The following is a 14570-nucleotide window of genomic DNA, read 5'->3' on the forward strand; positions in this document are numbered from 1 at the left end:
ATCTGGATGCGATGGCCCCAACACGAATTATACAGCCTTCAATTCATGCGCATCCTTCAGTTCGCTGAAACCGGGGCCAGTACCGTCCGCGAGTGTTACTCGGCCGCTGATCAAATCCGGCCGGGCGACAGCGAGAGCTGGTACCGCGAGTGGAAACGGCTCGCGGACGACAATCGAGCAAGAGCCGTGCGGATGCTGGGCGAGGGGCATGTCCGGCTTGCGCAAGGCATGTTTCTGAGAGCGGGAGCCTACTACCGATCGGCCGAACTGTTTCTCGCGGATTGCGATGAGCGTCGATGGCGCGTCCTCGACGCCATGCAGAATTGCTCGCTGCAATACCTGCGAGCTCTCGATCCGGCGGCCGAGTTCGTCGAGATCCCGCATGCGGACGAACCGATCGCCGGTTACTTTATTCCCGGCGCATCTGGTGGCCGGAAGTGGCCTGCAGTGATCTGCGTGAATGGAGAGGGAGAGCCGAAGGACGCACACCTCTTCACGATTGCGGCTCGCGCCGTCAGCAGAGGGCTGTCTCTTCTTTTGGTCGATCTCCCTTGCCAGCCGGCGAATGCGCGGCGTGGCGTCGGCTCCGATCGGCATGAGATCGAAGCAGGAATCAGCGCGTGTGTTGACTATCTGGTGACGCGCGGCGACGTCGACGAAAAGCTGATCGCAATCTACGGCGATGGATTGGGCGCGTCCTACGCCGCGCGAGCCGCGAGCCTGGATACGCGGTTTGCAGCTGCCGTATGCGACGGTGGTTTGTTCGACAGCAGCTATGGTCATTCTGTCCTCGGGTCTTTTGCCGGGCGGCCTCACGGACGGCTGCCGGACCGGGGGCGCCACCATGGGATAGCGCGCAGTATCGCGTGCCCATTCCTCATCACGATCAATTGGGAGTGTCTGCCCGATACCGACGCCGCCGTGAGGCTGTTCGACTACTGCAAGTCGTCGGGTATTTGCGCCGACTTGGAGCCCTCGCTGCTGAGTGGGGCGCTTCCCGATCGACAGACCTGGATCGAGCCCGATCGAAACTTCATCTTCGATTGGATCACCTTGAAGTTGGCTGAACGGCACTAGGCCGGAGGGGGATGACATGTCGGCACGAGGCGAATGGTCATTCCTGCAAGGTAGCGGGGTGTTCGAAGTCCGATCGCGCGTTACTCAAGCATCGACCGCACTCCTCAGCGCGCGCTCCGAATTTTTCCGGATGATCGCAAGTGTCGAGTTCAGATTCGCCAAGGTCCGCGCGTCGACGTTCGCAAAAATGATGCTGTTGAGCGCTTCCCGCTTGTCCGACAATTTCTGGATCTCCGCGCGGGCCTTGGCCGTCAGCGACATCAAAACCAGCCTGCCGTCAATCGGCGATGATTTTCGTGACAGCAGGCCAGCCTTCTCCAATTGCTTCGTGTGCATCGCGATGAACGTGGCGTGGGTACGCAGCTTTGTCGCGATGTCGACCCCGGAGACGCCGCCGTCCTTGCCGAGATCATCGATGGCCATGAGGATGAGCCATTGAGCTTCACTGACCCCGAGTTGCTCAGCCCAGGTTTTGCGGATGTCGCCGAGCAGTGAACCTATTTCCAGCATATTCCAGACGAAGTCCGTCATTGCTGCATCAAGTTGTTTTCCGACCATTGTGAATTCCGATCGTGTTGGTGTCTGGACCGTCGGCGGTCTCTTCGATTGAAGCCATGCTACGGCTTCATAGCCGGAAAAAGCTAGCCCGAAAACTCATCTTGTGTGTGACAATTCAGCAATGGCTTCACAAATTATTGTAAGCAATTAAAATCATGAAGTTACTTCATGAATTAACTGCGGTATATTCTCCAAGTGGACAGCGAAGAGGTTCGGAGGGTGAGCGTTGCGCTCGCCATCGGGCAATTTCACAGAACCAGGAGTCTGGCGATGTCCTTTGGTTTGGCGGCTTCGTGTGGAGGGTTGAAATGCCGTTTCGTTCAAATATCCGAACTCTTGTTGTGGCGTTCTCATTGATTGGGGGCGTCGCCTCTGGCCATGCTGCTGACGTCGACGATCAGCCGGTCAAGGCTGCTCCCAAGCCTGCGGCGCCGGTGCCGTTCTTCTTCGTCAATGATAACAGGCTTACCTACGCTTACATGCCCAACGGCACTGATCCCGGTGTAACGGCATCGACCGCGAAGCAAGCGTACGCATTCACCCATTTCGACGCTTGGCAGTACGGCACCAACCTGATCAACCTTGCCCTCTACAAATCCGATCACAACGATCCGGCAGCGCCCTGTGCCCCTGGAGGCGGAGTTGGGTGCGCTGGCGCCAGCGACTTCTATGGTTACATCCGCAGCACTTTCGGATTCAACCAGATATTCGACACCACGGCTTTCACCGTCGGGCCGCTAAGGAACATCTCGTTTGAGGTGGGAGTGGACGCTGGGGTTGAAAACAATCCTTTGTCGCCAGCCAAACGATCCGGCGTGGTCGGATTGCTGTTCGCATTCGACCTGCCTTACAAGGGATTCTTCAACGTCTCGCCGTTATACTACAAGGAGACAAACCACAGTGCTTTCTTGCCGGCTCCGTCCGACGGGACTTTGGATTTCCGCGGCACCTGGGCGCTCGAGACCAACTACTATATGGATCTCGGCTTCCTGCCACAGAACATGCAGTTCTGGTCGATCAGCGTCCGCGCCGCCTGGTACGGACCGAAGGGGCCCGGCACCAGTGTACCCGGCACGCTTGACAGGAAAATTGAATTCAACAGTGAGCCCATTCGACTGACGCTCGATGCCAGCAAGGCGGTGTGGGGGGACAAGTACTCGCACTTTGTCGATGTCTGGGTCGCCTATCGGTACTGGAAGAACAAGTTCGGTCTCGATAACAACCTCTCGCCCTCGTGCATCGGTAAATTTGCTGGCAGCTGCGTCGAGTCTACCTTGTACTCAGGCGTTACGGTGAAGTTCTGACTCCCTGCACCTCAACAGCCGATCGCGCGCGGCACGAAGGACACCTCCGGCAATGCCCTGCCGGAGGTGTCGATTTGCCGAGTGTCGACTGCAGCGCTCGATCAGTCAAATCGCTTCGCCCGTGAGTGCGGCGGATCGGGACGTCGATGGACTTGTTGCTGGTGGTGGTCGATTCGCTCAACCATGTGCCACGCGAACATTGAAGCTGCGGTGCCTGCGGGGAAGTGGTGGGCAGACGAGAAAAGCGCGTGAACGATATGCAGCAGATCTGGCGTGCGGGCTGCGGCCACGAACGCCGGTAACGGATCGGGGAGGTTGGCATGCTGGCTCATCAAATTTCGAGGCGGATACTTCAGAGCAGCTGGACGCGCGCCGGCGCCGTCTGGCTGTTCTCGATGATCGGCTTGGCTGAGTCGTGCCGTCCGGTTCACGCGGACGAGAGTCAAGTTCAGCGCGGCAAATACCTGGTCGGAATTGTGGGCTGCGGTGATTGCCACACGCCGGGCCACTTCTTCGGGAAGCCGGATCTCAGCCGGGCCCTCAGCGGCTCCGAGGTTGGTTTTGAAGTCCCGCAACTTGGTGTGTTCTATGGTTCAAACCTGACACCAGACAACGAGACGGGCCTCGGCAACTGGTCGGTTGCTGAGATTGTTGCGGCGTTCACAAGGGGCGTCACCCCGGACAATCGAGAACTTTCAGCGGCAATGCCATGGCGGGGGTTCTCGGCAATGACGGCGGCGGATGCCAATTCAATCGCTGAATACCTGAAAACGCTGAAGCCGATCAAAAACGCGGTGCCCGGTCCCTTTGGACCCACCGAGAAGCCCACGTCCTTCGTGATGAAGATCGTTCCGCCCTCGAATTAGCGGGTGGATGAAAGTTGGGTGGCTTTACAGCGCATCGGGGCAGTTCTGCCCACCGAACTCAAGAAGTGACTCTTGCAATGTTTCCTGGCTACTTCCGCCGACGATCGCCCGCGCGCTGATCCGCAATTTGCTGCAAGAGAACTCGTCGGTCTGTAGCGAGCAGGCGAGCGGTTTAAGACAATCGAGCGTAGCCGGAGCCTGTAACGCTGAGGAGGGCAGTATCGCGGGTGAGCTCAATCGTCCATGGTGTCCGCAGGAAAATTGAGTGTGACCGTCAGGCCGCGACCGCCGATGCCCTCCGTTAGCGTTATCGTACCGGCACTTTGCCCCACCAAGGCGCGGACGATGGAGAGCCCGAGCCCAGAGCCGGGAGGGCGGGTGGCGGCGGGTATGCGGTAAAAGCGATCGAATACTCGTTCGCGGTACTCTCGCGCAATGCCCGGGCCATTGTCTGCGATCTTCACTGCATACCGGCCAAGGCTGGCGACAACACTGACGACCACGCTACCACCCTCGCGATTGTACCTGATCGCGTTGTCGATCAGGTTGGTAAGAATGTCATGCAGCGCCGCTGGATCTGCGTAGAGCGGTGCATTGTCGATCTCGCAGTCAAACGCCAGCTCGACATTCTTTGCGGCCGCGAAGGGCGCCATGGTGACGATGGCCTCGCCCGTGCTGGCGACGAGATCGGTGGAAGGCATATCTTCGGTTGGCGCGGCAACCGCAGCCTGCTCTACGCGCGCCATTACGATGAGCTGGGCAACCAGCCGATCCAGATGTTTGGTCGATTTCTCGATCTCGGCGATGGTCTCGACATTGGTTGGCAGTTGGCTAGTGTCGCGTTGCAGCAGCGCCAGATGGACGCGCAGCGAAGCGAGCGGCGTCTTCATCTGGTGCGAGGCATCGGCGATGAAGTCCCGGATCACCTGGATCGCGACTTCGAGACGGACGAACAGCTCGTTCATCGCGCGCACCGGCGGATGTGCTTCGATCGGGATGTGTTCCAGGTCGAGCCGGTCCAGGCTTGCTCCCGTTCCGAATTGCCGCGTATCGATCTCGCGTCCAAGATCGACCAGCGGCGAAAGCCCGCGCCGGACAGCAAACCAGACCAGGATGGCGGCTGTGGCGATGATGGCGACTTCCAGCGCTGCCAGCGCGAGCAGGAGCTGACGCTGCACTGCCGTTCGCCCGTTCATGGTCTCCGCGACTTCGATCAGAACGGGGAGCGGTTTGCCGTAGACCGCCTGGGTCGTCGCCGCGACACGAACCGCTATTCCACGGTAGGAGGAATCGAAATGCTTGACGTCCCCGATTGGAATCGCAGCGACTTCCGCGCGGGGCAGATCTTGATAACCCGTGATGAGAGCCTGTCCGTGAGATACGCTATAATAGACGCTGTCATTGGCCCTGCTCTCGAGCATCCCAAGCGCGACCTGAGGCAGATCGACGGTGATTTCGCCGTCTTCGACGGCGACCTTTTCCGCGATCGCTTTCGCCGAACCGTCGAGAACACGATCATAAGCACTTTCGATGGTCTTGTTGATCAACAGCAAACCGGCGAGCCCAAATGCGACGGCAAGCGCGCTGGTCGGAACCAGCAGGTTAAGAAGCAGCGCGCGGCGTAGTGAGGGAGCTCGCTTGGCGATCACTTGTTCTCCATCAAATAGCCGAGGCCGCGTACCGTCTTGATTGTGGGTCCCCTGGGCCCAAGCTTTTGCCGCAGCCGCCCGATATAGAGCTCGATGGCGTTTGGTGCGACCGGTTCATCAAAGCCGAAGATTTCCGAGATCAGCCGTTCCTTGCGCACGAGCCGACCAGCGTGTGACATCAGGATCTCGAGAACCGTCACTTCGCGGCGGCGCAGCGGCAATGGCAGGTCGTCGATCATGGCTGTCGCGGACGAAGTGTCCAGCATCAAAGACCCGCATCGCAGGATCGGATCGAGGCGACCCTTGCCGCGCCGCACCAAAGCCTTGACCCGGGCCTCGAATTCATCGAGGTCGAATGGCTTGGTCAGGTAATCATCGGCTCCAAGGTTGAGGCATTTGACTTTGTCCTTTACCTCACCGAGCGCAGTAAGGATCAGGATCGGCACCTCGCACCCATTGCCGCGCAGCCTGCGCAGCACCTCCTGGCCCGGGATGTCGGGCAGGCCGAGGTCCAGCACGATCAGCGAGTAGGCTTCGGATGGTACGATCTCGACTGCGTCCGATCCACTCGATTCGTGATCGATGGCAAAGCCCGAAGGTGCCAAGGCCTTCTTGAGGCCTTCGACCAACGACGTGTCATCCTCAACGATTAGAATACGCACGACGATGAACCTCGAGCCGGAGCGGCGGGCGTTACCAAACGCGGCAATGTAAGTTCAGATGCGTCACGAGGTCAAAAGATTGCGCATCATCCGAGTGAATTTGTCACCACGCTTGCCGGCGTATCGTCTAATCGCCGGCCTGTGCGGGCTTGCCGTGTCTCTCCTTTTTGGCACCGCCGCGCTCCGCGCCGAGACCGGTGCCAAGGCGACCGACAATGCCGGCCGCGCGCAGGTTCGTCTTGCGGTGCAAGGTACGACCGACAGGTCCGAAGTCGCCGATCTCCTGACTGAATTCATGAAGCGGAACCCTGACGTTCTGGTTCAGTATTCAAAGGTGTCGTCGACGGAACTGTTCGATGATGTCGTCAGGCATTCGGGGGCACGAGGTACGGCCGATGTGACCTGGAGTTCGGCGATGGACCTCCAGATCAAGGTAGCCAATGATGGATATGCGGCCGAGTACCGCTCGCCTGAAGCCGACGGGATTTTCGACTGGGCGCGTTGGAAGGATCGTGCGTACGGCGTCACGGCCGAGGCGGTAGTGATGGTTTACAACAAGCGTCTGCTGCAGGACGGTCTGGTGCCGAAAGACCATGCCGACCTGTTGCGCCTGCTGACCGATCATCCAGCGGTGTTCCGCGGCAAGATCGCGACCTATGATCCCGAGTTGAGCGGCACCGGCCTGCTGTTCATTACCCAGGACGTGCGTGTCACGACCCAGACCTGGAAGCTGGTGACAGCGATGGGACAGGCTGGAGTCGAGCTCTATGCATCGTCTGACCCGATGATCAACCGTGTCAGCAGCGGCCAGCTGCTGCTGGCCTACAACGTGCTAGGCTCCTACGCGCTCGAACGTGCCAAGCGCGATCCCGATCTTGGCGTCGTCCTTCCCTCCGACTACATGCTGTTGCTGTCACGGATCGCGCTGATCCCGCAATCGGCGCCGCAGCCGGAGCTGGCTCGCCGCTTCGTCGATTTCTTGCTGTCACGCAGTGGCCAGACCCTGTTGGCCGGGCATTCGCTGGGGTCCGTTCGCAGCGACATGAAGGGCGCCATTCCCGGCTATGCCGATGGGGCCCAAGCGTTGCGGCCGATCGCGCTGAGCATCGATCTCATGACCTATCTCGATCAGGCCAAGCGTCATCGCTTCCTGAAGGACTGGAAAGAGTCACTTCACGGGCGCTGAGCGGAGCCGGTAAGCGCCGTCGGGATCACGAGCAGCGAGCGCAGGGCATTGATCGTGGTTTTCCGTATGCCACGACAGATCCATCGCGGATGACGCAACGTGACAGCTTGCTGACAGGTTGGCCGACTTATGCTGCCGCCCGATAACACGACCGGAACGACATTCATCCCCTGCGTGGCGGGGGTCCGTCGATATCTGGCAAAAATACCGGGAGGAGAGCGGACATGGCCTCGCAGGACGCAGGCGGAATTGCTTCGCACCATGAGAGCACAGTGCGGTCGGTCGCCGAGAGTTCGGCGGACCCTGTGCACCGTTTCTGGCCTGAGGGATGGTGGCGCCTGACCGATATCCGGATCGGAATAGTGCCGGTTCCGATCTATGCCTTGCTCATCGTTCTCGTTGCCGCATTGGTCTACACCGGTGAGATCAAGCCGGACGGGCCGACGATGATCGTGGTGCTGGTGCTCGGCGGCTTCACCTGCGCCGAGATCGGCAAGCGGATCCCGGTGCTGCGTAGCATCGGCGCTGGTGCGATCTTCGCCACCTTCATCCCGTCGGCGCTGGCCTTCTATCACCTGATCCCGGCGCAGGTCGAAAAATCCATCATCGACTTCACCAAGTCGACCAACTTCCTTTACCTATTCATCGCGTCGATCATCGTCGGCAGCATCTTTGCGATGGACCGTGAGGTCTTGATCCGTGGCTTTCTGAAGATCTTCGTGCCGCTCGCGGTCGGCTCCGTCGCGGCCGCAGCTGTCGGGACCGCAGTTGGGACGGCACTCGGACTTGGCGCCTCGCACACATTCTTCTACGTGGTCGTGCCCATCATGGCAGGCGGGGTTGGCGAGGGCGCAATTCCGCTGTCGATCGGATATGCGGCGTTGACGGGCATACCGCAGGGCGAGGTCTTTGCGCAGGTCCTTCCGCCGGTCATGCTGGGGAGCCTGACGGCCATCCTGCTCGCCGGCACGCTCAATTTCGTCGGCAAGAAATACCCGAGTCTCACCGGTGAGGGCCGCCTCCAGCCGCATCACGACGATGACATCGATGTGCAGGCGGTGCACGAGGAGGGCGGCACCGAGCAGGGTGTCGGCCATGTTGGCGTGAGCACGATCGCTGCGGCGGGCCTGACCGCGATCATGCTCTATCTGCTCGGCGTGCTCTGTCATCATCTGTTCGGCCTGCCGGCGCCGGTCGCGATGCTGTTCCTGGCGGTGCTGGCCAAGCTGACCCGTGCGGTGTCGCCGGAGCTGCAGCGCGGCGGACTGGTGGTCTACGAGTTCGTACGGACCAACATGACCTATCCGCTGCTGTTTGCGATCGGTGTCGCGTTGACGCCATGGGACAAGTTGGTCGCGGCGTTTCATTTCGCCAATATCGTCACCATCGTGTCGACCGTGGTTACGATCATGGCGACCGGATTTGCGGTCGGCAAGTTCATGAACTTGTATCCGATCGAAACGGCGATCGTGAATGCTTGTCACAGCGGGCAGGGCGGCACCGGCGACGTCGCCATTCTGACCGCAGCCAACCGCATGCAGCTGATGCCGTTTGCCCAGATCGCCACCCGGATCGGCGGCGCGGTTACCGTCACGGTGGTCCTGCTTATCATGGGCTACCTGAAATAACTCGTGCGCCGCATCAAGCGGCTCTCGTCGAAGTCGTCTGCGTGAAAGGTTGGTTGACCCATGAACAGTCTTGACAGCTTCAAATGCCGGAAGACGTTGACCGTCGGCGGCCAGACCTACACCTATTTTTCCTTGCCTGACGCCGAAAAGAACGGCCTCGCGAGCATGTCGCGCTTGCCGTTCTCGCTGAAGGTGCTGCTCGAGAACCTGCTGCGGTTCGAGGACGGCGGCTCGGTCACGCGCGCCAACATCGAGGCGCTGGTGCGATGGACCGAGGATCGTGGATCGGCCGGCGCCGAGATCGGCTTTCGCCCCGCACGGGTCTTGATGCAGGATTTCACCGGCGTGCCCGCCGTCGTCGATCTTGCCGCGATGCGCGACGGCATGGAGAGGCTCGGCGGCGATCCGTCACGGATCAATCCGCTCGTGCCGGTTGAGCTCGTGATCGATCATTCAGTCGTGGTCGATCACTTTGGCAATGCGCATGCGTTGCAGGACAACGTCACCCGGGAATATGAGCAGAACGGCGAACGCTACAATTTCCTAAAATGGGGGCAAGGCGCCTTCGCCAATTTCCGCGTGGTGCCGCCCGGCACCGGCATCTGTCATCAAGTCAACCTCGAATATCTGGCGCAGACGGTCTGGACCATGGAACGGGGCGGCGAGACCATCGCCTATCCTGATACGCTGGTTGGCACCGACAGCCACACCACCATGGCCAATGGCCTCGCTGTGCTTGGCTGGGGGGTCGGCGGCATCGAGGCCGAGGCGGCGATGCTTGGCCAGCCGCTGTCGATGCTGGTGCCGCAGGTGATCGGCTTCAAGCTGTCGGGCAAGCTCCGCGAGGGCGTGGTCGCAACCGATCTCGTCCTCACCGTGACCCAGATGCTGCGCAAGAAGGGGGTGGTTGGAAAGTTCGTCGAGTTCTTCGGGCCAGGCCTCGACCATATGACGCTCGCCGACCGTGCCACCATCAGCAACATGGCGCCGGAATATGGCGCGACTTGCGGCTTTTTCCCGGTCGACCGGGAGACGCTGAACTATCTCGAGCTCTCAGGCCGCTCCAGCGACCGCATCGCGCTGGTCGAAGCCTATGCCAAGGCGCAGGGCCTGTTCCGGACGCCGGGCATGCCGGATCCCGTCTTCACCGATACGCTTGAATTGAATCTCGACGATGTCGTGCCGTCCCTCGCCGGTCCGAAGCGTCCAGAGGGTCGGGTCGGCCTCAGCGTCGCCAAGGCCAATTTCCTTGCGGCGCTCGAGAGCGAGTATGGCAAGCAGGGGCAGGCGGCGAAGCAATTTGGCGTCGAAGACAAGGATTTCAAGCTTGGCCACGGTCACGTCGTCATCGCGGCGATCACATCCTGCACCAATACGTCAAATCCGTCGGTCCTGATCGGTGCCGGTCTCCTGGCACGAAACGCGGCGCGGAGGGGTCTCACCGCAAAACCCTGGGTCAAGACCTCGCTCGCGCCGGGTTCGCAGGTCGTGGCCGAGTATCTCGAAAAGTCCGGGCTGCAAAAGGATCTCGACGCCCTCGGCTTCTATCTTGTCGGCTTCGGCTGTACCACCTGCATCGGTAATTCCGGCCCGCTGCCGCGCGAGATATCGAAGTCGATCAACGACAACGGCGTGATCGGCGCCGCGGTGCTGTCCGGCAACCGCAATTTCGAAGGGCGCGTCTCGCCTGACGTGCAGGCGAACTATTTGGCATCGCCGCCGCTCGTGGTCGCCTATGCGCTGGCAGGCTCAATGCAGATCGATCTCGCGACCGAGCCCCTAGGGACGGGATCGGACGGTACGCTGGTTTATCTGAAGGACATTTGGCCCTCAAATGCCGAGATCGAGCAGTTCATTCGCGAGAATGTCACCCGCGAGATGTTCGTGAGCAAATATGCCGACGTCTTCGAGGGGGATGCCAACTGGAAGGCCGTCAAGGTCGCCACCGGCATGACCTACCGCTGGAACATGTCGTCGACTTATGTGCAGAACCCACCCTATTTCGAGAGCATTGCGATGACCCCGGTGCCGACCGGTGACATCGTCGGCGCGCGGATCCTTGGCCTGTTCGGTGACAAGATCACGACCGACCATATCTCTCCGGCCGGCTCGATCAAGGCGTCATCGCCGGCTGGCGAATTCCTGCGCGGCCGCCAGGTGCGGCAGGAGGATTTTAATCAGTACGGGACGCGGCGCGGCAATCACGAAGTGATGGTGCGCGGCACCTTTGCCAATATCCGCATCAGGAATTTCTCCGTCAAGGACGAGGGCGGCAACACGCCCGAGGGCGGCTGGGCCGTGCATCAGCCGTCCGGCGAGCGGATGTCGATCTTCGATGCTGCGATGCGCTACCAGCGCGAGAACGTTCCGCTCGTCGTGTTCGCTGGCGTCGAATACGGCAATGGCTCGTCGCGTGACTGGGCCGCGAAGGGCACCAAGCTGCTCGGTGTCCGCGTCGTGATTGCGCAGAGCTTTGAACGCATCCATCGCTCCAACCTGGTGGGGATGGGCATCCTGCCGTTCGTGCTGGACGAGGGTGCCTCCTGGAAGAGCCTCGGCCTGACCGGCAGCGAACAGGTCTCGATCACAGGACTCTCCGACATCGCGCCCGGCCAGCGCATGACGGTCGACGTCACGACGGTCGACGGTTCAGTGCAGCGGGTGCCGGTCACCTGCCGCATCGATACGCTGGACGAGCTCAACTACTACAAGCACGGCAGGCATCCTGCCTTACGTGCTGCGCCAGCTTGCGGCGTGATAAGCCGCTGATCCGATCGAACGCACCTCGATAACTCTGAGGAAACAAAGATGTCAGGCAAAATTCCAGCGACGTTGATACCCGGTGACGGGATTGGTCCAGAGATCACGGAAGCGGTGACGCGCATTCTCGATGCAATGGGCTCGCCGTTCGAATGGGACGTGCAGCAGGGTGGCATGGCCGGTATCCAAAGCGCCGGCGATCCCTTGCCGGGGGGCATTGATCGACAGCATCCGCCGCACCAAGCTCGCGCTAAAGGGACCACTGACGACGCCTGTTGGTGGCGGCTTTCGCTCGGTAAACGTTCGATTACGCGAAGAGTTCGAGCTCTACGCCAATCTGCGGCCGGTGAAGACCATGGTGCCAGGCGGTCGCTACGAGGATATCGACCTCGTTCTGGTCCGCGAGAACATCGAAGGTCTCTATGTAGCGTTCGAGCATTTCATCGCCGTTGGCGATGACCCACATGCGGTTGCGATCTCTTCCGGCGTCAACACGCACGCGGAAGCGCGACGGATCGTCCGCTTTGCATTCGAATATGCGCTGGCTCACGGGCGCAAGAAGGTCACCGTGGTGCACAAGGCGAACGTGCTGAAGGCGCTGACCGGGCTGTTCCTGCAGGCCGGCCGCGAGATCGCCAAGGAGTACGAGGGGCGCGTCGCGATGGACGACCGCATCGTCGACGCCTGCGCCATGCAGCTCGTGATGAATCCCTGGCAGTTCGACGTCATCGTCACCACCAATCTGTTCGGCGACATCCTGTCCGACCAGATGTCTGGCCTCGTCGGCGGACTCGGTATGGCACCTGGCGCCAATATCGGTGAAAAGGCCGCGATCTTCGAAGCAGTGCACGGCTCGGCTCCGGACATTGCGGGCAAGGGTATCGCCAATCCGCTGGCGCTGCTGCTGGCTGCGGGCTTGATGCTCAAACATGTCAACAGGGACGATCAGGCAACCAGGTTGCGAACCGCCATCGAGCAGACCTTGCAGATCGACAACGTGCGGACGGCTGACCTTGGTGGCAAGGTGTCGACCGCCGATTTTGCCAATGCTGTTATCAAGCGCCTCGCGGCATGAACCACCTGGGCTGTGCGAACGCGTGGCCCGTGCGGCTGTTCGCGGCACCTGCACGACGCAGGGCCGCCTTTTGCAATGGACGAAACCGTCGCTCGAGCGCTGGCATCTCGCCGTGGCGGATCGATCGACAGCAGGGAGTGGATGAATGACAAAAGGCTCTGACCTGTTGGTCGCTGCATTGGAGCATGAAGGCGTCGACTGCATCTTCGGGGTGCCGGGCGAGGAAAATCTCGATGTTGTGGAGTCGCTGAGGAACTCGAAGATCGAGCTGGTGCTGACCCGGCACGAGCAGGCTGCGGCGTTCATGGCGGCGACTCATGGCCGGCTCACCGGCCGTCCGGGCGTGTGCATCGCGACGCTCGGCCCCGGCGCGCTCAATTTCTCGACTGGGGCGGCCTATGCGCATCTCGGCGCCATGCCGATGCTGATGCTGACAGGGCAAAAAGCGATCATGAGCAGCCGCCAGGCGCGCTTCCAGATCGTAGACGTGATCGCGTCGATGAAGCCGCTCACCAAGATGTCACGGCAGATTGTCAGCGCTGCGAGCATTCCGACGCTGGTCCGCGATGCATTCCGTGTTGCGATGGAGGAGCGGCCAGGACCGGTGCTTCTCGAGCTCCCTGAAGACATTGCCGGAGACGAGGTCCAACCGGTCCCGATGGTGCCGATCCACCCGATCGATATTCCGGTCGCGCACCGCGCTGCGCTCGATCGCGCGGCTGAGATCATTCTGGCCGCAAAGCGGCCGTTGATCATGCTGGGTGCGGCGGCAAGCCGACCGCGATCGACATTCGGTATCGCTGGTTTCGTGCGGCGCACCGGCATCCCGTTCTTCACGACGCAGATGGGCAAGGGGACGGTGCCCGGCGGCACCAGCCAGTACATGGGAACAACCGCGTTGTCCGAGCGTGACTATGTGCATGATGCGATCGACCAGGCCGACCTGATCATCGCCATCGGTCACGACACCGTAGAGAAGCCGCCCTTCATCATGGGACCGCACGGACCCCAGGTGATCCATGTCAGCTATACGCCGGCCACGGTGGAGCAGGTCTATTTCCCGGACGCCGAGGTGGTCGGCGACGTCGGACCGAGCCTTGAGCTGCTCGCTGACCGGGTGGAGGGCAGGCTGCCGAATGCTGCCGCTGCGCGAGAGCATCCTTGGCCGCATCGCGGATCGCGCCACCGAAAGCCGCTGGCCGGTGACGCCGCAGCGGCTGGTCCACGACATCCGGCAGGTGATCCCCGAGAACGGCATCGTCGCGCTCGACAACGGCATGTACAAGATCTGGTTCGCGCGCAACTACCGGACCTATGTGGCCAATACGCTGCTGCTCGACAACGCGCTTGCCACCATGGGGGCTGGCCTGCCGTCGGCCATGATGGCGGCGAAGCTGTATCCAGATCGTCGGGTGATGGCGATCTGCGGTGACGGCGGTTTTATGATGAACAGCCAGGAGCTGGAGACCGCGGTCCGCCTCAAGCTCAATTTGGTGGTGCTGATCCTCAACGACGGCGCCTACGGCATGATCCGCTGGAAGCAGGCGGTCGACGCATTCCCGGATTTCGGCCTCACGTTCGGCAATCCCGACTTCGTCCGCTATGCCGAGTCCTACGGTGCCAAGGGTTCCCGCGTCACCTCGGTCGACGGGTTGGTGCCGACACTGGAGGCCGCCTTCAAGGCGGCGGCGTCCACCTCGTCGATGTGGCGATCGATTACTCAGAAAACACCCGCGTGCTGGTCGATGAGCTCCATGGCCGCAAGCTCGATGTCAGGCCGTCCTGACGAGAGAGCGATATTGCAG

At 61.1% G+C, this 14570-nt stretch carries 8 protein-coding genes and 3 pseudogenes; 8 read left to right on the top strand and 3 right to left on the bottom strand.

Annotated features, from left to right (window positions below; all coding sequences use genetic code 11):
* Nucleotides 1-45 precede the first annotated feature (45 nt).
* Nucleotides 46-1077, top strand: a complete 1032-nt coding sequence (locus HAP54_RS26535) for an alpha/beta hydrolase family protein (protein WP_166305258.1) — start codon at nt 46-48, stop codon at nt 1075-1077.
* A gap of 84 nt (nt 1078-1161) precedes the next feature.
* On the opposite strand, the gene HAP54_RS26540 is transcribed toward HAP54_RS26535, so the two are convergent.
* Complete coding sequence (locus HAP54_RS26540) at nt 1162-1635, bottom strand: MarR family winged helix-turn-helix transcriptional regulator (protein WP_166305261.1); 474 nt, start codon at nt 1633-1635, stop codon at nt 1162-1164.
* A gap of 308 nt (nt 1636-1943) precedes the next feature.
* Between HAP54_RS26540 and HAP54_RS26545 the strand changes: the two genes are divergently transcribed.
* Nucleotides 1944-2939, top strand: a complete 996-nt coding sequence (locus HAP54_RS26545; protein WP_166305264.1) for a hypothetical protein — start codon at nt 1944-1946, stop codon at nt 2937-2939.
* Between the two features lie 320 nt (nt 2940-3259).
* Nucleotides 3260-3805, top strand: a complete 546-nt coding sequence (locus HAP54_RS26550) for a cytochrome c (protein ID WP_312022814.1) — start codon at nt 3260-3262, stop codon at nt 3803-3805.
* A 233-nt stretch (nt 3806-4038) separates the two neighbouring features.
* Here HAP54_RS26550 and HAP54_RS26555 read toward each other — a convergent pair whose 3' ends face one another.
* Together HAP54_RS26555 and HAP54_RS26560 are read right to left on the bottom strand one after the other, a co-directional pair.
* Nucleotides 4039-5454, bottom strand: coding sequence for a sensor histidine kinase (locus tag HAP54_RS26555; protein ID WP_166305267.1), 1416 nt, complete (start codon nt 5452-5454; stop codon nt 4039-4041).
* On the bottom strand, nt 5451-6116 hold the full coding sequence (locus tag HAP54_RS26560; RefSeq protein ID WP_166305270.1) for a response regulator: 666 nt from the start codon (nt 6114-6116) through the stop codon (nt 5451-5453). The genes HAP54_RS26555 and HAP54_RS26560 overlap by 4 nt, the downstream gene beginning before the upstream one ends.
* A gap of 58 nt (nt 6117-6174) precedes the next feature.
* Between HAP54_RS26560 and HAP54_RS26565 the strand changes: the two genes are divergently transcribed.
* The 5 genes and pseudogenes from HAP54_RS26565 (at nt 6175) to HAP54_RS26585 (ending at nt 14551) form a co-directional block, all read left to right on the top strand.
* Nucleotides 6175-7302, top strand: coding sequence for an ABC transporter substrate-binding protein (locus HAP54_RS26565; RefSeq protein WP_166305273.1), 1128 nt, complete (start codon nt 6175-6177; stop codon nt 7300-7302).
* A 224-nt stretch (nt 7303-7526) separates the two neighbouring features.
* Complete coding sequence (locus HAP54_RS26570; protein WP_166305276.1) at nt 7527-8930, top strand: 2-hydroxycarboxylate transporter family protein; 1404 nt, start codon at nt 7527-7529, stop codon at nt 8928-8930.
* A gap of 60 nt (nt 8931-8990) precedes the next feature.
* Nucleotides 8991-11688 (top strand): annotated as a pseudogene (acnA, locus tag HAP54_RS26575) (aconitate hydratase AcnA).
* Between the two features lie 50 nt (nt 11689-11738).
* A pseudogene (locus tag HAP54_RS26580) lies at nt 11739-12765 on the top strand (isocitrate/isopropylmalate dehydrogenase family protein).
* 145 nt (nt 12766-12910) lie between these two features.
* Nucleotides 12911-14551: pseudogene (locus tag HAP54_RS26585) on the top strand (acetolactate synthase large subunit).
* The last annotated feature ends 19 nt before the right edge of the window (nt 14552-14570 follow it).

The organism is Bradyrhizobium sp. 2S1, assembly GCF_011516625.5.
Lineage (GTDB): Bacteria > Pseudomonadota > Alphaproteobacteria > Rhizobiales > Xanthobacteraceae > Bradyrhizobium > Bradyrhizobium septentrionale.